Origin of the sequence: Phycicoccus endophyticus (genome assembly GCF_011326735.1) — a bacterium.
Lineage (GTDB): Bacteria > Actinomycetota > Actinomycetes > Actinomycetales > Dermatophilaceae > Phycicoccus > Phycicoccus endophyticus.
Map to the genome: position 1 here is coordinate 16,095 of NZ_JAANCN010000021.1, position 15,919 is coordinate 32,013.

Genomic DNA, 15,919 nt, shown 5'->3' on the forward strand with positions numbered 1-15,919 from the left:
CTCTCTCAGTCGCCGAACCGCTCCCGGATGGCGACGAGCTCGAGCGCGTGGGCGTCGAGCGCGACGTCCTCGGCGCTCGACGGCCGCCACGCCGGGGTGGGGACGGCCCGGCGGTGCTCGTCGAGCCCGACGAAGACGGTGCGGCAGTAGGTGGTCAGCTCGAGAGCCCCGTCCCCCGCCGCGGGGTCGCCGGAGCGGACGTGCACACCGAGGTGCATCGAGGTGCGCCCGGTGTGCAGCAGCCGAGCCTCGACCTCGACGAGGTGGCCGATGCGCAGCGGACGGTAGAAGCGCACGCCACCGGTGAAGACCGCGACGTTGTTCGCGCTGCCGCCCCAGCGGGTCGCGAGGACGTGGGCCGCCTCGTCGACCCAGCGCATGACGATGCCGCCGTGCACCTTGCCGCCCCAGTTGACGTCCGTGGGCGCCGCGAGGAAGCGCATCGTCACCCGTGGCGCGGTCCCGGCGTCGGAGTACACCTGAGCGGCCATCGCCGCCTCCACCTCGGCCCGCAGCTCGGCACGACGCACCGCCCACCGCTGCTGCAGCTCCTCCCCGAGGGTCGCCGGCACGAGCGCCGGCACGGGGGTCGAGCGCCCCTCGTCGTCGACGGCCACGAAGACGATGAGGCACCGGGTGGCCGGCTCGAGGGCACGGGTGCGGGGCGCACCGGAGGCGACGTCGACCGTGATGTGCATCGAGGTGCGCCCGGTGTGGACCACCGTGGCCGTCACCTCGACGAGCTCGCCGACCTCGACCGGGCGGGTGAAGCGCACGTTGCCGACGTACGCGGTGACGCAGTACGTGCCGCTCCAGGCGGCCGCGGCCGCGTAGCCGGCCTTGTCGATCCACTCGAGCACCCGGCCCGCCGAGACCGAGCCGGAGTGGCCGGCATCGGTCGGCGCCGCGAGGAAGCGCAGGGTGATCGTCGTCGGCGGGCGGCCCTCGTCCATGACGGCATCCTGGCCGCCGGCGGGTTCCAGGTCCACCGACGCTGCCGGCGGCTCACAGGTCGAGGCGCATGAGGTCGGCGGCGGGCTCGAACCCGAGCGAGCGGTAGAGCGGCACGGAGACCTCGCTCGGGTTGAGGACGACCCGCACCATCCCTTCGGCGCGGCACCAGTCGAGCACGGCGCCCATGAGCAGGCGCCCCACGCCCCGGCGCCGGTGGGCAGGGGCCGTCCAGACGTTCGCCACGTAGGCCCAGCAGGCGTCCGGGCGGCCCGGCCTCGGCATCCGGGTGAAGACCTGGAGGCCGGCCGTTCCCACCGGGCCCGCGGCCGACCTGGCGACCCAGGCTCGCCGTGCTTCCTGCTGGGCCTCCCACCAGGCGCCCAGCCGCTGCGCGAAGCCGTCCTCGCCGGCCGGGGACTGCTCCAGCATCCACGCCGTCCGCAGAGCCGCCAGGTCGCCGAGGTCCTCGGGCCGGGAGGGGTCGAGCGGCTCGACACGGTAGGCGGGCGCGGGCATCGCGCCGACACCGGCCTCCGGGCCCGGCATCAGTGGGCGTGCTCGGCCATCCGCTCACGACCGGAGCCGAGGACGGTCAGCGGGAGCAGGGTCTTGCCGGTGGGGCCGATCTCGATCTCGGTGCCCATCTGCGGGCAGACGCCGCAGTCGAAGCACGGCGTCCAGCGGCAGTCCTCGACCTCGGTCTCGTCGAGCGCGTCGAGCCAGTCCTGCCAGAGCCACTCCTTGTCGAGCCCGGAGTCGATGTGGTCCCAGGGCAGGACCTCGCTCTCCTCGCGCTCCCGGGTGGTGTACCAGGCGAGGTCGACGGGCTCGTCGTCGAGCGCCTGCTCGGCCGCCGCGACCCACCGGTCGTAGGAGAAGTGCTCCGACCACCCGTCGAACCGGCCACCACCGCGCCACACCGCCTCGATGACCCGGCCGACCCGCCGGTCGCCCCGCGAGAGCAGCCCCTCGACGACGCCCGGCTTCCCGTCGTGGTAGCGGAACCCGATCGAGCGCCCGTAGCGCTTGTCCGACCGGATCGCGTCGCGCAGCTTCTCCAGGCGCGCGTCCGTCTCGTCGGCCCCGAGCTGCGCCGCCCACTGGAACGGCGTGTGCGGCTTCGGCACGAACCCGCCGATCGAGACCGTGCACCGGATGTCGCGGCGACCGCTCACCTCGCGCCCGGTCTCGATGACCTTCTTCGCGAGCTCGGCGATCTGCAAGACGTCCTCGTCGGTCTCGGTCGGCAGCCCGCACATGAAGTACAGCTTGACCTGCCGCCACCCGGCGCCGTACGCGGCGGCGACCGTGCGGATGAGGTCCTCCTCGCTGACCATCTTGTTGATGACCTTGCGGATCCGCTCCGACCCGCCCTCGGGGGCGAAGGTCAGCCCGGACCGCCGACCGTTGCGGGTCAGCTCGTTGGCGAGGTCGATATTGAAGGCGTCAACGCGGGTCGACGGCAGCGACAGCCCCGTGTTCGTGCCCTCGTACCGGTCGGCGAGGCCCTTCGTGACGTCCGCGATCTCGGAGTGGTCGGCCGACGACAGCGAGAGCAGGCCGACCTCCTCGAACCCGGTCGCCGCGAGGCCCTGCTCGACCATCTCGCCGATGCCGGTGATCGACCGCTCGCGCACCGGGCGGGTGATCATGCCCGCCTGGCAGAACCGGCAGCCACGCGTGCAGCCCCGGAAGATCTCCACCGACATCCGCTCGTGCACCGACTCGGCGAGCGGGACGAGCGGCTGCTTGGGGTACGGCCAGGCGTCGAGGTCCATGACCGTGTGCTTGCTGACCCGCCACGGCACGCCCGGACGGTTCGGCGCGACCCGCTGGATGCGCCCGTCGGGCAGGTAGGTGACGTCGTAGAAGCGGGGCACGTAGACCCCACCGGTGCGGGCCAGGCGCAGCAGCAGCTCCTCACGGCCGCCGGGCCGGCCCTCGCGCTTCCAGTCCCCGACGATGTCGGTGACCGCGAGGACGGCCTCCTCGCCGTCGCCGATGATCGCGGCGTCGAGGAAGTGCGCGACCGGCTCCGGGTTGAACGCGGCGTGCCCCCCGGCGACGACGACCGGGTGGGAGTCGTCGCGGTCGGCGGCGTGCAGGGGGATGCCCGCGAGGTCGAGCGCGGTGAGCATGTTCGTGTAGCCGAGCTCGGTGGAGAAGGACAGCCCGAACACGTCGAAGTCGCCCACCGGGCGGTGTCCGTCCACGGTGAACTGCGGCACGCCGTGCTCGCGCATCAGCGCCTCGAGGTCCGGCCACACGGCGTAGGTGCGCTCGGCGAGGGCGTCCGGGCGTTCGTTGAGGACCTCGTAGAGGATCATGACGCCCTGGTTTGGCACCCCGACCTCGTAGGCGTCGGGGTACATCAGGGCCCAGCGGACCGTCTCGTCGCCCGCGACCTCCCAGGGCTTGACCGTCGAGTTCAGCTCGCCGCCGACGTACTGGATCGGCTTGCTCACCTGCTCGAGCAGGGGCTCGAGGGCAGGGAAGACGGACTCTCCGGGCATTGGTCAAGGGTAGGTCGCCCGGCCCCCGAGCCCAAACGCGCCGGCGCTCATCCCGTCCTGCCGGAACCTTCACCGACCTGCCCGTTGTACCCGGCAGGTCGGTGAAGGTTCCGGCATCCGGAGGGAAAGTTGTGCCGGGCGGGGGCGGAAGCGGGGGTGGGGTGCTGGGATGGGCTCATGAGCGAAGAGCACGTCGACCTCGTCGTCCTCGGCCTCGGCCCCGGGGGCGAGTCGGTCGCCACGCAGGCTGCGCGGGCCGGGATGACCGTCGTCGGCGTCGACGAGCGGCTCGTCGGCGGCGAGTGCCCGTACTACGGGTGCATCCCGAGCAAGATGATGGTCCGCGCCGCCGGGTCGCTCGCCGAGGCCCACCGGGTCGCGCAGCTCGCAGGCTCGGCCACCGTCGCGCCGGACCTCACCCCCGTCGCGCGGCGGATCCGCGAGGAGGCGACGAGCGACTGGGACGACACCGTCGCGGTGCAGCGCCTCGAGGACGCCGGCGTCACCTTCGTCCGCGGTCACGGCCGGCTCGCCGGACCCGGCGTCGTCGAGGTCGGGGACCGGCGGTTCGTCGCGGGGACGGGCGTGGTCCTCAACACCGGCACCGCCCCTGCGGCTCCCCCGGTCGACGGCCTCGCCGACACCCCGTACTGGACCAACCGCGAGGCGCTGCGCGCCACCGAGGCGCCCGCCGCGCTCGTCGTCGTCGGCGGCGGGGCCATCGGCGCCGAGCTCGCGCAGGCGTTCGCGCGCTTCGGCACCCGGGTGAGCGTCCTCGAGGCGGCGCCGCGGCTGCTCGCGCTCGAGGAGCCCGAGGCCTCCGCGGTCGTCGCGGACTCGTTCGCACGCGACGGCGTCCAGGTCCTCTCGGGTGCCCGCATCCGCTCGGTCACGCACGCCGAGGGCCGGTTCGCGGTGGCCGTCACCGACGCCGAGGGCACCGGGCTCGACCTGAGCGCCGACCGCCTCCTCGTCGCGGCGGGCCGGCGGCCCAACCTCGCCGACATCGGCCTGGACACCGTCGGCCTCGACCCCACCGCGCGCAGCATCGACACCGACGAGCGGATGCGGGCCGGTGAGAAGCTCTGGGCGGTCGGCGACATCACCGGCCGGGGCGCGTTCACCCACATGTCGATGTACCAGGCCGGCATCGCGGTGCGCGACCTCACCGGGGCCGACGGGCCGTGGGCGAGCTACCACGCGGTCCCCCGGGTCACCTACACCGACCCCGAGGTGGGAGCCGTCGGGATGACCGAGCAGCAGGCGCGCGACGCGAGCCTGGCGGTGCGCACCGGGCTGGTCACCGCCCTCGGGACGCGGGGGTGGATCCACGGCCCCGGCGGCGAGGGGCTGGTCAAGGTCGTCGAGGACACCGCGGCCGGTCACCTCGTCGGTGCGACGGCGGCGGGGCCGAGCGGCGGCGAGGTTCTCGCCATGCTCGCGACGGCCGTCCACGCCCGGGTGCCGACCGCCGTCCTGCGCGAGCAGGTCCTCGCCTACCCCACCTTCCACCGCGCCGTCTCCAGCGCCCTGGACGACCTCGACGGCTGACCCCGATGGCACCGGTGACGCCCGAGGAGGCGCTCGAGGCCGCCTTCGCGGCCCAGCCCCGCGAGCGCTTCCTCCCGCCCGGCCAGCGCGCCGCCGCGGGCCGGGACGGCCCGCTCGACATCGGCCACGGGCAGACCAACAGCCAGCCGCGCACCGTGCGCGCCATGCTCGCCCTGCTCGACGTGCGCCCCGGGCAGCGCGTGCTCGACGTGGGCGCCGGCTCGGGGTGGACGACGGCCCTGCTCGCCGAGCTCGTCGGGCCGGCCGGGTGGGTCCTCGGCGTCGAGCGCGTGCCCGATCTCGTCGCCGTCGCGCAGGAGAACCTCGCGGGCGCCGGCGTCCCCCGGGCCACGGTGCGCCTCGCCGAACCGGGGGTGCTGGGGGCGCCGCACGAGGGCCCCTACGACCGGGTGCTCGTCTCGGCGATGGCGACCCGGCTGCCCGGGCGGCTCGTCGAGCAGCTCGCGCCGCGGGGTGTCCTCGTCGCCCCCGTCGCGGGCGTCATGACCCGCGTCGTCCTCGGCGCGCGGCCCGGCGAGCGCTCGGTGAGCGAGCACGGCACCTACCGCTTCGTCCCGCTCGTCACCGACTGACGCGGCGGCCCGCCGAGCCCGAGCCCGCCGGCCCCGACCGCCGGGGTCAGGAGTCGGAGTAGTGCGCGTCGAGCGTGTCCCGGTACCGCTCGGCGACCGCCTTGCGGCGCAGCTTCAGGCTCGGGGTCAGCTCCCCCTGCTCGATGCTCAGGTCCTCGTCGAGGATGGTGAACCGCTTGACGGTCTCCCAGCGGTTGAGCCCGGCGTTCAGCTCGTCGACGTAGCCCTGGACCATCGCGCGGCAGGCCTCGGAGGCGACGACCTCGGCGTAGGGCCGCCCGGCCATGCCGTGCTCGGCGGCCCAGCCGCTGATGGCCTCCGGGTCGAGGGTGATGAGCGCGGAGACGAAGCTGCGTCCGGCGCCGTGGACGACGAGCTGGCTGGCGTACGGGCACAGGCCCTTGAACCGGGCCTCGATGACACCCGGCGCGACGTACTTGCCGCCGCTGGTCTTGAACAGGTCCTTCTTGCGGTCGGTGATCCGCAGGAAACCCCGCTCGTCGAGCTCGCCGATGTCGCCGGTGTGCAGCCAGCCGTCCGGCTCGAGCGTCTCGGCGGTGGCCTCGGGGGCGTTGTGGTAGCCCTCCATGTTCCCCGGTCCACGCACGAGGACCTCGCCGTCGTCGGCGATCCGGACCTCGATGCCGGGCAGCGGCCAGCCGACCGTGCCGTAGCGGTAGGCCCGGGGGCGGTTGACGCACGACGCGGCGCTGGTCTCGGTGAGCCCGTACCCCTCGGCGACGAGCATCCCCATCGCGTCGAACCAGCGGGCGACGTCCGGGTCGAGGGGCGCGGAGCCGGAGATGAACATGCGGATGTTGCCCCCGAACCGCTCCCGGATCTTGCGCCCGACGAGCCGGTCGAGCACCGCGTGCCGCCAGGCGAGCAGCCCGGTGGGGGCCGTGCCCTGCTCGCGCAGGACGCTCACCTCGCGCCCGGTCCGGCTCGCGGCCCGGAACAGCCGCAGCTTCAGGCCGCCCTCGGCCTCCATCATCATCGAGACCCGCGCGTACGCCTTCTCGAAGATCCGTGGCGCGGCGCCCATGAACGTCGGCCGGACGACGGCGAGGTTGTCGACGATCCGGTCCACCCGCCCGTCGATGGCGGTGGCGAAGCCGATCTGCAGGGTGAGCGTGAGCAGGTTCTTGCCGAACACGTGCGCCAGCGGCAGCCAGAGGTACTGCACGTCGTCCTCGTCGAGGATGTGGATGGCGTCGGTCGCCGCGGCCTCGTAGGTCCACGCCCCGTGCTGGAGGCGCACACCCTTGGGCCGTCCGGTGGTGCCGGAGGTGTAGATGATCGTCGCGAGCCGCTGCGGGCCGAGGGCGTCGATCCGCGCGTCGACCGCGCCCGGGTCGCCGTCGAGGTACTCCCGCCCCAGGGCCCGCAGCTCCTCGAGGGTGAGCGTCCAGTCGTCGGCGTCGGGGGTGCCCTCCATGAGGACCACCCGCCCCACCCCCGGGATCCGGTGGCGGATGGCGCGCAGGGTCTCCAGCTGGCCGGTGTCCTCGGCGAAGACGACCCGGGTGGCGGAGTCCTCGAGGATGAACGCGACGTCGTCGGCGATCGTCGTCGGGTAGATCGTCGTCGTCGCGGCGCCGGCGACCATGACCGCGAGGTCGGCGAGCGCCCACTCGTAACGCGTCCCCGAGGCGATGGCCACGCGCTCCTCGGGCTCGACCCCCAGGGCGATGATGCCGGCCCCGAGCTCACGGACGACCTCGCCGAGCTCCCCCCACGAGACGGTGGCCCACTCCTCCCCGCCCTCCCCCGCGACGGCGTGGAGGAAGGCCGGCGCGTGTGGGGTGGCCGCCACCCGGTCCCGCAGGAGGTGCCCCACGCTCGCTGCGCGGTGCTCGAGGACGGCGTGGTCGACGGGCTCGTCGGCGGGGGTGTGGAACTGCGGAGTCACCCGGTGCATGGTGGCATCGTCCTCGGCATCGGTGGCGTGGTCGGAGAATGGTGGCACACCCGGGCCCCGGGGGGAAACGGCTCCCGGCTCCCGGGCAGGTCACCGCCCGGTACCGGCGTGGGTGGCGTCGACGAGGCCGACCGCCAGCCACGAGGCGAGCATCGAGGAGCCGCCGTAGGAGACGAAGGGCAGCGGCAGGCCGGTGACCGGGAGCAGCCCGAGGTTCATCCCCACGTTCTCGAGGACCTGCACCGCGAGCCAGGCGGCGACCCCGACCCCGACGAGCCGGCCGAAGGCGTCCTGCGCCCGGGCGGCGACGACGAGCACCCGCAGGACGAGGACCGCAAGCAGCAGCAGCAGCCCGGCGGCACCGACGAAGCCCAGCTCCTCTCCGGCGACGGAGAAGACGAAGTCGTTGAGCTGGAAGGGCACGAACCCGCCCTGGGTGCGGGGCCCGGCCATGTAGCCCTGGCCCCAGAGCCCGCCGCCGCCGATGGCCAGGCGCACCTGGCTCACCTGGTAGCCCGCGCCCTGGGGGTCGGCCGTGGGGTCGAGGAAGGTGGACAGCCGGGCGCGCTGGTAGTCGCTGAGCAGCGGCGTGGTCAGCGCGGCGACGACGAGGCCGACCGCGGCCAGCGCGAGCGCGGCGACCCAGCGCAGCCGCAGGCCCCCGACGACGAGCACCGCGACCCCGGTGACGACGAGGACGAGCGCCGTGCCGAGGTCGGGCTGGGCGAGCACGAGGGTCGCGGGGACCGCGACGACGACGACGGCGAGCAGCACCTGGCGCGCCCCCGGGTCCTCGCCGCGGTCCACCCGCGCGGCGAGCAGGGCCGCGAGCGCGAGCACGAGACCCACCTTGGCCGGCTCCGCCGGCTGCAGGGTGAAGCCGGCGACGAGCGGGATCCAGGAGCGCGAGCCGTTGACCGTCGCCCCGAGGGGCGTGGGGACGAGCAGCAGGAGGAGGACGCCGAGCAGCCAGGCCCACGGCGCGCCGCCACGGACGGCCGCGCGCCCCGCCCGGCTCACGAGGACGGCGACGGCGAGCCCGACCGCCGCGGTGACCAGGTGCCGCACGAGGTAGGCCGAGCCGGCCGTGCGGACGGTGGCGGACCACACGAGGAGGGCCCCGACGACCGAGGCGCCGGCGGCCGCGACGTACAGGCCCAGGTCGTGGCGGGCCAGGCCGCGCAGCCGGGCCGGGGAGGTCACCCCGGGACGATCTTCGCGAGCAGCTCGCGGCACCGCTCGACGTCCCCGGCCATGGCCTCCTTGAGCTCCTCGACGCCCTCGAAGCGCAGGGTCGGGCGGATGTGGTCGACGAACTCGACCATGACCGTCTCGCCGTAGAGGTCGAGGTCCTCCCGGTCGAGGACGTAGGCCTCGACGGCCAGCCGGTCGTGGGTGTCGAAGGTGGGGTTGGTGCCGACGCTGACGGCCGCCGGCATGGTGCGCTCGGGCGCACCCTCGGGCAGGTCGGTCCGGGTGAGCCAGCCGGCGTAGACACCCTCGCGCGGGACGAGCCCGAGGGAGTCGGCGGCGAGGTTCGCCGTGGGGTAGCCGAGCCCGCGGCCGCGGTGGTTGCCGTGGACGACGGTGCCGACGACCCGGTGGGGGCGACCGAGGATGCGGGCCGCCTCCGCGACGTTGCCCTCCGTGAGCTCGCGCCGGATCACCGTGGAGGAGTACCGCTCGCCGTCGCCGACGTCGTCGAGCGCGATGACCTCGAAGCCGAACTGCTCACCGAGGTCGACGAGGGTGCCGACGTCACCGGAGTTCTGGTACCCGAAGCGGGTGTCCATCCCGACGACGACGCAGCGGGCGTCCAGCCCGCGCACGAACACGTCGCGCACGAAGTCCTCCGGCGTCTGGTGGGCGAACTCGGCGGTGAAGTCGATGACGAGCAGGCCGTCGACGCCGACCTCGCCGATGAGCTCGTCGCGCAGCCGCCCCGGGGTGATCAGCTGGGGGGCGCGCTCGGGGTGCAGGACCGCCACGGGGTGCGGGTCGAAGGTGACCGCCACCGTCGGCAGGCCCAGCCGGGCGCCGGCCTCGCGCAGGGCACCGAGGACGGCACGGTGGCCGCGGTGGACGCCGTCGAAGTTGCCGAGCGTGAGGACGCACGGGCGCAGGGCCTCGGGCGTGCGGGCGGGGTCGGTCCATCGGTGCACGGGGCCCACTCTACGAACTCGCCGGGGCGAAGACGACGAGGGAGCGTGCGGTGGGGCCTGACTCGTCGAGGAGGGCGACCAGGGTGCCGTCCGGGGCGAACCCGGCGACCGGCCCGGGGCGTCCGGGGCTCACCGAGGCCACCCGCTGCCCGTACCCCACCGCCCGGGCCTCCTCGACGCTCAGGGAGCGCGGTTCGAAGGACGCCCGGGCCGCGTCCGCCAGGGGCAGCACCGGCATCGGGGAGCCCTGCCGGGCCTCGAGGTCGGCCAGGGGGTGGGCGTCGGCGAGGGTGAGGCCACCGACCCGGGTGCGCCGCAGCGCGGTGAGGTGCGCCGCGCTCCCGAGCGAGGCGCCGAGGTCGCGGGCCAGCGCCCGCACGTAGGTGCCGGAGGAGACGGCGACCTCGAGGTCGACGTCGAGCACGGCGAGCCCGTCGGCGTCACCGGGGCGCACGTCCCCGACCCGGATGTCGTACACCGTGACCGGTCGCGCCCGCAGCACCACCTCCTCCCCCGCCCGAACCCGCTGGTAGGCGCGGCGCCCGTCGACCTTGACGGCGCTCACCGCGCTCGGCACCTGCTCGAGGTCACCGGTCAGCTCCGCGGCCGCGCGCTCGACGGCGGCCCGGTCCACGGCGGCCGCGCCGGGGGCAGCGGTCACCTCGCCGTCGGCGTCGTCGGTGACGGTGCCCTGGCCGACCCGCACGGTGGCCGTGTACTCCTTGTCGGCACCGACGAGGAAGGTCAGCAGGCGGGTGGCCCGCCCGATCCCGAGGACGAGCACCCCGGTCGCCATCGGGTCCAGGGTCCCGGCATGCCCGACCTTGCGGGTGGCGCACAGCCGCCGGGCCCGGGCGACGACGTCGTGGCTGGTCCAGCCGGCGGGCTTGTCGACGACGAGCAGGCCGTCCGGCGTGGGCTCAGCGCTCGTCGACACCAGGCGCCTCGGCGGGGTCGTCGGCGGCGCGCTCCTTGCGGTAGGGGTCGGCCTCACCGGCGTAACGCGCCTCGGCGGCGGCCCGGGCCACCTCGGCGTCCCGCTCGCGGGCCTCCTTGAGGAGGTCCTCGAGATGGGCGGCGTTCTCCGGGATGGCGTCGGCGACGAACTCGAGCGTCGGGGTGAGCCGGATGCCGAGCTGGCGGCCGACGAACGAGCGCAGCCGGCCCTTGTGCTGCTCGAGCAGACGCGCCGTGGTCGCGCGCTGCTCCTCGTCGCCGAAGACGGTGTAGAAGAGCGAGGCGTGCTGGAGGTCGCCGGTGACCCGCACGTCGGTCACCGTGACGAACCCCAGGTCGGGGTCCTTGACGATGGACTCGAGGTTCGCGGCGGTCACCGTCTTGATCCGGTCGGCGACCCGGCGGGCGCGTGCTTCGTCGGCCACGGCTCCTCCTCTGCTCGGCGGGACGGGGGGATGCTCCACCCTAATGACCGCACCGCACCCTCGGCGACGCCGGCCGGTCCCGTACCATCGGCGCAATGACGAGCGCGGGGACGGGTGTGCTGCGGCTGCTGCGTGCCGCCGTCGCGACCCTCTCCGTGCTCGGGATCTCGGCCGCGGCGCACCAGGTCGGCGGCGGGGAGGCACCCGGGGCGGTCGCGATGGGCGTCCTCGCCCTCCTCGTCGGCCCCCCGACCTGGCTGGCGACCGGCCGGCGGCTCACGGCACCCGCGCTGTTCGCGCTGCTCGCCGCCGCCCAGGGCGCGGTGCACGTCGGGCTGGCGACGATGATGCCCGGGCACGGCAGCGCCGCCCACGTCCACGTCCACGGCGCGCTGCCGGGCGGGCTCGCGACCGGCGCGAGCGCGCCGGAGCACGTCATGCCGATGACGCAGCTCGACCCGCCCATGCTGCTCGCGCACGTCGTCGCGACGCTCGTCCTGGCCCTCCTGCTCGCTCGCGCGGAGGACGCCCTCTGGCGCGTCGTCTCCGCCCTGCTGCCCCGCATCACGAGCCCCGCGCGGGTGCCGGGTCTGCCCCGTCTCACGGTGCCCGCCACCGCACCGGCCCGTGCCACGCGTCCCGTGCGGCCGCTCGGCGGCCGCGCACCCCCGCTCGCGTTCGCCTGAGCCGGTCCGGTCCGCCGGGGCGGCTCCTCGCCGACCCAGCCGACCGACCGCGGCAGCACGCCGCTGCCGTGCCCCAGGAGATCCTTCGTGCACACCACCACCTCGTCAGCGACCCGTCGGGTCGCCCTCGCCGCGGCCGCGGCGATGCTCACCATCGGCCTCGCAGGCTGCGGGTCGACCTCGTCCGAGGAGCCCACGGACGCCGGGTCCGCCGGCTCCTCGGCGCCCCTCACCCTCCAGGACGGCTGGGTCAAGGCCGTCGACGACGTCCCCTCGCCCACCTCCACCTCGATGTCGAGCGCCATGCCGTCCTCCTCCGCGAGCGGCAGCGCCGGCATGGACGGCTCGATGCCGATGACCGCCATGTTCGGCACCCTCCACAACGACACCGGCTCCGACATCACCGTCACCGCGGGCTCCTCACCGGTCGCCGGGATGGTCCAGCTGCACGAGACGGTCAAGACCGACTCCGGGAGCATGCAGATGCAGGAGAAGCCGGGCGGCTTCGTCGTCCCCGCCGGCGGCGACTACACCCTCGAGCCCGGAGGGGACCACGTCATGCTCATGGACCTGTCCGCGCCGCTGGCCAACGGCTCGCAGACGTCGGTGACCCTGACGACCTCGGCCGGCGAGGTCACCGTCACCGTGCCGGTCCGCACCTTCACCGGGGCGGAGGAGAGCTACGCCCCGGCCCCCTCGGCGTCGTGAGCGGCAGCGGTGCGGGCGGAGACGGTGCGGCGGCCCCGCGCCGGCGCACCGTCCTGCTCTCCGGGCTCGCCGGTGCGGGGGCGGGGGTCGCCGCCGGGGTCGGCGGCGCCCTCGCCGCCGAGCGCCCGGCACCCTCGCCGGACACCCGACTGGCGGCCGGCCGGGCCAGCGCCCGGGCGTTCCGGGGAACCCACCAGGCGGGCATCCTCGAGGCGCCGCCGGCGCAGGCGGCCTTCGTCGCCTTCGACCTGCACGAGCAGGCCGACGGCGACGCGGTGCGGCGGCTGCTCACGGTGTGGACCGACGACATCGAGCGACTCATGGCCGGCCGCGGCACCCTCACCGACCTCGAGCCCGAGCTCGCGGCCGTCCCGGCGTCGCTGACCGTGACCGTGGGGGTCGGGCCGCGGGTGGTGGAGCTCGCCGGGGCCGAGCGCCCCGACTGGCTGGCGCCGCTGCCGGCCTTCCCCGAGATCGACGCGCTCGAGGACGCGTGGGGCGAGGGTGACCTGCTGCTCCAGATCTGCGCTGAGAGCCCGACGACCGTCGCACACGCCCAGCGCCGGTTGACGACCTCGGTCGCCGACCTGGCGTCGGTGCGCTGGGTCCAGCGCGGGTTCCGCGAGCCCTTCGAGGGCCCCGGGATCCCGATGCGCAACCTGCTCGGCCAGGTCGACGGCACCGTCCAGCCCGACGTCACCGGCCTGGACGCCGACCTGCTCTGGGTCGGCGCGGACGGACCGGCGTGGCTGCGCGGCGGCTCCTCGGTCGTCGTGCGCCGCATCGGCATGCGGCTGGACGCCTGGGACCGCGCCGACCGTGCCGCGCGCGAGAACGCCATCGGTCGGCGGCTCGACACCGGGGCCCCGGTCACCGGGGGGACGCTGGACTCCGCCGCCGACCTCGAGGCGACCGACGAGCTCGGGTTCCACGTCATCGACGACGCGGCGCACATGCGCCGCGCGCACGCCACCGCGCCGCACGAGAGGTTCCTGCGCCGGCCCTACTCCTACGACGACGGGGTCGAGGGCGGGGGCATGCGGACCGGGCTGGTGTTCGTCGCCTTCCAGGCCGACCCCGCGCGCCAGTTCGTGCCGGTGCAGCGCCGGCTGGCCCAGGCGGACCTGCTCAACCTGTGGACCGTGCCGGTCGGCTCGGCCGTGTTCGCGGTGCTGCCCGGGGCCGGTTCGGGCGAGGTGCTCGGCCAGGCGATGTTCGCCTGACCCACCCGCCGGGTGAACCGAGCACGCCGTGCGCCCGTCGGGGCGCACGGCGTGCTCGTTCACTCGAGGGTTGACAGGGCGGGTCGACCGCGGGGCGGCCGGCCCGAGCCGCGTCAGGCGCGGGGCTTCTCGCGCATCTCGTAGGTGGTGATCAGGTCACCGATCTGCAGGTCGTTGTGGCTGCCGAGGTTGATGCCGCACTCGAAGCCCTCGCGGACCTCGGTGACGTCGTCCTTGAACCGGCGCAGGCCGGCCACCTCGACGTTCTCGGCGATGACCACTCCGTCGCGGGTGATCCGCGAGCGGGTGCCCCGACGGATCTCGCCACTGCGCACGATCGACCCGGCGATGTTGCCGAACTTGCTCGAGCGGAAGATCTCGCGGATCTCCGCCGAGCCGAGCTCGACCTCCTCGAACTCCGGCTTGAGCATGCCCTTGAGCGCCTGCTCGATCTCGTCGATCGCCTGGTAGATGACCGAGTAGTACCGGATCTCGACGCCCTCGCGCTCGGCGACCTCGGCGTTCTGCCCCTCGGCCCGCACGTTGAAGCCGATGATGATCGCGTCGGAGGCCATAGCGAGGTTGATGTTGTTCAGCGTGATCGCGCCGACACCACGGTCGATGATCCGCAGGTCGACCTCGTCGCCGACGTCGATCTGCAGCAGCGCGTCCTCGAGGGCCTCGACCGACCCCGACACGTCACCCTTGAGGATGAGGTTGAGGGTGTCGACCTTGCCCTGGGCGAGGGCCTCGTTGAGGTCCTCGAGCGAGATCCGCTTGCGCGCCTTGGCCAGCGACGCCTGCCGGTCGGCCGCCTCGCGCTTCTCGGCGATCTGCCGCGCGGTGCGGTCGTCGGGGGCGACGACGAAGGTGTCGCCCGCGCGCGGCACCGAGGACAGGCCGAGGACCTGCACCGGACGCGACGGGGTCGCCTCCTCGACGTTCTGGCCGTGCTCGTCGAGCATCGCCCGGACCCGGCCGTAGGCCGAGCCGGTGACGATCGCGTCGCCGACGTGCAGCGTCCCCGACTGGATGAGGACGGTCGCCGTGGCGCCGCGGCCCTTGTCGAGGTTGGCCTCGATCGCGACGCCACGGGCGTCCCGGTCGGGGTTGGCCCGCAGGTCCAGCGCGGCGTCCGCCGTGAGCAGGACCGCCTCGAGCAGGGCGTCGATGTTCTGGCCCTGCTTGGCCGAGACGTCGACGAACATCGTCTCGCCGCCGTACTCCTCGGCCACGAGGTTGTACTCGGTCAGCTGCTGGCGGATCTTGGCCGGGTTCGCGCCCTCGACGTCGATCTTGTTGACCGCGACGACGATCGGCACGTCGGCCGCCTGCATGTGGTTGAGCGCCTCGATCGTCTGCGGCATGACGCCGTCGTCGGCGGCCACGACGAGGATCGCGATGTCGGTCACCTTGGCACCGCGGGCACGCATGGCGGTGAACGCCTCGTGGCCCGGGGTGTCGATGAAGGTGATCGGCCGGTCGACGCCCTCGTGCTCCCGGTGGACCTGGTAGGCACCGATGTGCTGGGTGATCCCGCCGGTCTCGCCGCCGGCCACGTCCTCGTGCCGGATCGCGTCGAGCAGGCGGGTCTTGCCGTGGTCGACGTGGCCGACGACGGTGACCACCGGCGGACGGGCCTGGAGGTCGTCCTCGTCCTCGGACTCGACCCCGAACTCCAGGTCGATGTCGAAGGAGTCGTAGAGCTCGCGCTCCTCCTCCTCCGGCGAGACCAGCCGGATGTCGTAGCCGAGCTCGGACCCGAGCACCTTGAAGGTGTCCTCGTCGAGGCTCTGGGTCGCGGTCGCCATCTCACCGAGGTGGAACAGGACGGTGACGAGCGAGGCCGGGTTGGCGTTGATCTTGTCCGCGAAGTCCGACAGGGTCGCCCCCTGGCGCACCCGGACGACGGTCGAGCCGTCGCCCCGGGGCACGGAGACGCCACCGATGGTCGGCGCCTGCATCTCCTCGAACTCCTGGCGCTTGGCGCGCTTGGACTTCCGACCACGCTGGGGCCGGCCGCCACCGCGGCCGAAGGCGCCCTGGGTGTTCCCGCGGCCACCGCGGCCACCGGGGCCGGGACGGCCGCTGAAGCCACCGGGACCGCGGCCACCACCGGCACCGCCGGGACGGCCGCCGCGGGCCGGCCGGTCACCCGGGCGGGCGACGGCACTGCGGTCGGGCATCATGCCCGGGCTCGGGCGCACCCCGCCGGAGCGCGGGCCG

At 74.5% G+C, this 15,919-nt stretch carries 14 protein-coding genes; 5 read left to right on the top strand and 9 right to left on the bottom strand.

The annotated features are described in order from the left end of the window. Nucleotides 1-5: 5 nt before the first annotated feature. The 3 genes from G8D98_RS15220 to G8D98_RS15230 are packed head-to-tail and all read right to left on the bottom strand — an operon-like array spanning nt 6 to nt 3,467. Nucleotides 6-953: an acyl-CoA thioesterase gene (locus tag G8D98_RS15220; RefSeq protein WP_166105298.1), complete on the bottom strand. Its 948-nt coding sequence runs from the start codon at nt 951-953 to the stop codon at nt 6-8. 52 nt (nt 954-1,005) lie between these two features. Next, nucleotides 1,006-1,500 carry a GNAT family N-acetyltransferase gene (locus G8D98_RS15225; RefSeq protein ID WP_166105301.1) on the bottom strand — a complete coding sequence of 165 codons (495 nt, stop codon included), beginning with the start codon at nt 1,498-1,500 and terminating at the stop codon, nt 1,006-1,008. Further along, nucleotides 1,500-3,467: a TIGR03960 family B12-binding radical SAM protein gene (locus tag G8D98_RS15230; protein ID WP_166105304.1), complete on the bottom strand. Its 1,968-nt coding sequence runs from the start codon at nt 3,465-3,467 to the stop codon at nt 1,500-1,502. The genes G8D98_RS15225 and G8D98_RS15230 overlap by 1 nt, the downstream gene beginning before the upstream one ends. 177 nt (nt 3,468-3,644) lie before the next feature. On the opposite strand from G8D98_RS15230, the gene G8D98_RS15235 reads away from it, so the two are divergent. After that, nucleotides 3,645-5,018, top strand: a complete 1,374-nt coding sequence (locus G8D98_RS15235) for a dihydrolipoyl dehydrogenase family protein (RefSeq protein ID WP_166105307.1) — start codon at nt 3,645-3,647, stop codon at nt 5,016-5,018. A gap of 5 nt (nt 5,019-5,023) precedes the next feature. Further along, a complete protein-coding gene (locus tag G8D98_RS15240) occupies nt 5,024-5,611 on the top strand; it encodes a protein-L-isoaspartate O-methyltransferase family protein (protein WP_166105310.1) in 588 nt (195 codons plus the stop codon). A gap of 46 nt (nt 5,612-5,657) precedes the next feature. Here the strand turns inward: G8D98_RS15240 and G8D98_RS15245 are convergent, their stop codons facing one another. The 5 genes from G8D98_RS15245 to rbfA all read right to left on the bottom strand — a co-directional run bounded on the left by G8D98_RS15245 (nt 5,658) and on the right by rbfA (nt 11,076). Beyond that, complete coding sequence (locus G8D98_RS15245) at nt 5,658-7,532, bottom strand: AMP-dependent synthetase/ligase (RefSeq protein ID WP_166105312.1); 1,875 nt, start codon at nt 7,530-7,532, stop codon at nt 5,658-5,660. Nucleotides 7,533-7,622: 90 nt separating this feature from the next. Then, complete coding sequence (gene rodA / locus G8D98_RS15250; protein ID WP_229661908.1) at nt 7,623-8,735, bottom strand: rod shape-determining protein RodA; 1,113 nt, start codon at nt 8,733-8,735, stop codon at nt 7,623-7,625. Beyond that, nucleotides 8,732-9,694 (bottom strand): bifunctional riboflavin kinase/FAD synthetase, encoded by a 963-nt coding sequence (locus tag G8D98_RS15255; RefSeq protein WP_166105318.1) that lies wholly within the window; start codon nt 9,692-9,694, stop codon nt 8,732-8,734. The genes rodA and G8D98_RS15255 overlap by 4 nt, the downstream gene beginning before the upstream one ends. Nucleotides 9,695-9,704: 10 nt before the next feature. Continuing rightward, nucleotides 9,705-10,631, bottom strand: a complete 927-nt coding sequence (truB, locus tag G8D98_RS15260) for a tRNA pseudouridine(55) synthase TruB (RefSeq protein ID WP_229661909.1) — start codon at nt 10,629-10,631, stop codon at nt 9,705-9,707. Then, complete coding sequence (gene rbfA, locus G8D98_RS15265) at nt 10,615-11,076, bottom strand: 30S ribosome-binding factor RbfA (protein WP_166105324.1); 462 nt, start codon at nt 11,074-11,076, stop codon at nt 10,615-10,617. The genes truB and rbfA overlap by 17 nt, the downstream gene beginning before the upstream one ends. Nucleotides 11,077-11,171: 95 nt before the next feature. Between rbfA and G8D98_RS15270 the strand changes: the two genes are divergently transcribed. The 3 genes from G8D98_RS15270 (at nt 11,172) to G8D98_RS15280 (ending at nt 13,693) form a co-directional block, all read left to right on the top strand. Next, nucleotides 11,172-11,762 (top strand): hypothetical protein, encoded by a 591-nt coding sequence (locus tag G8D98_RS15270; RefSeq protein ID WP_166105327.1) that lies wholly within the window; start codon nt 11,172-11,174, stop codon nt 11,760-11,762. A gap of 87 nt (nt 11,763-11,849) precedes the next feature. Beyond that, nucleotides 11,850-12,470 (top strand): copper chaperone PCu(A)C, encoded by a 621-nt coding sequence (locus tag G8D98_RS15275; protein ID WP_229661910.1) that lies wholly within the window; start codon nt 11,850-11,852, stop codon nt 12,468-12,470. Next, a complete protein-coding gene (locus tag G8D98_RS15280; RefSeq protein ID WP_166105330.1) occupies nt 12,467-13,693 on the top strand; it encodes a Dyp-type peroxidase in 1,227 nt (408 codons plus the stop codon). Before G8D98_RS15275 ends, G8D98_RS15280 begins: the two co-directional genes overlap by 4 nt. Nucleotides 13,694-13,806: 113 nt before the next feature. Here the strand turns inward: G8D98_RS15280 and infB are convergent. Beyond that, a partial coding sequence (infB, locus tag G8D98_RS15285; protein WP_240920871.1) for a translation initiation factor IF-2 occupies nt 13,807-15,919 on the bottom strand: 2,113 nt, incomplete at its 5' end.